Raw genomic sequence first — 1,071 nt, forward strand, 5'->3', positions numbered from 1 at the left:
AGTGGAGTAAGAAGCGCGGATGCGCTTCTCCTCCCCGAACCGTACGTGCACCTTTCAGCGCATACGGCTCTCTATTCAACCTTGGCCCATGGCCATGGCAACATCACGATAGTTCGAGGTGACGGTGCTGCGCGTTTCGCTCCGGAAGATGTATGGATTGATCTCCGGATTCCGCCATCGGAACTGCGCCTTTGGACTCGATACCATTCGGCGCAGAGCCTTTCCGACACGGTTTCCACGTTCACTTCGTCCGTAAACGAGCCAGGTTTTTGCCTTGCCCGCCTCCGGCGCCCGATACCAGCTCCGCATCAAGGGTTTGATGCGTGACCGATATTTCCGCGCCAGCCAGTGCGCCAGTTTCCAGAACACGACATGGTCGATGCGCCGGAAGGTGCGTGCTGTGAAGTCGGTGAACTTGTAGAACGCCGCCCATCCCGCCAGTTGGCGGTTCAGGCGGTCCACCATGTCGACCTTGCCAACATCATGATTGCCGGAAAGGGCCTCGGTCAGTCTGCGAACAAACGCCTTGGCCTTTTCCTTGGGTATCGTCGTGACGACGGACATGTGCCCGTTCGGCCCTCGCTTTCGGATGATCCTATGCCCCAGAAAGACAAACCCGTCATCGACGTGGGTGATATGGGTCTTTTCCATATTCAACGTCAGCTTCAGGCGGTCTTCCAGAAAGGCCCGGCATTCCTCGCGGATTTCTTCGGCATGGACCTTCGTCCCTTTGACGATGACGACGAAGTCATCGGCATAGCGACAATAGGCAATCGCAGGTTTCCATTGCCGGTTCTCTCGAACCGTTATGGGGCGTTCCTGCTGAATGCCGAAGTTCCATGCCCAGCGATCCTTACGGGCTTTCCTATTCAGGTATTTCGCCTCCAGCCATGCATCAAACTCATGGAGCATGATGTTGGACAGGAGCGGCGACAGCACGCCGCCTTGCGGAACACCCTCGCTGGACGCCATGAACAGACCACGATCAATATGGCCTGCCTTCAGGATTCGCCAGAGAAGATCGACAAACCGTCCGTCCCGCACCCGCCGCCGTACGCATTGCAGAAGCAG

Annotated in this window: 1 protein-coding gene; it reads right to left on the reverse strand. The window is 57.3% G+C overall.

Annotated elements, in window-relative coordinates; all coding sequences use genetic code 11:
- Positions 1 to 75 precede the first annotated feature (75 nt).
- On the reverse strand, positions 76 to 1,071 hold a 996-nt coding region (locus P7F60_RS30735), incomplete at its 5' end, for a reverse transcriptase domain-containing protein (RefSeq protein WP_277921235.1).

Source organism: Rhizobium sp. YJ-22, assembly GCF_029601685.1.
In the GTDB taxonomy this organism is placed as follows: Bacteria; Pseudomonadota; Alphaproteobacteria; order Rhizobiales; family Rhizobiaceae; genus Metarhizobium.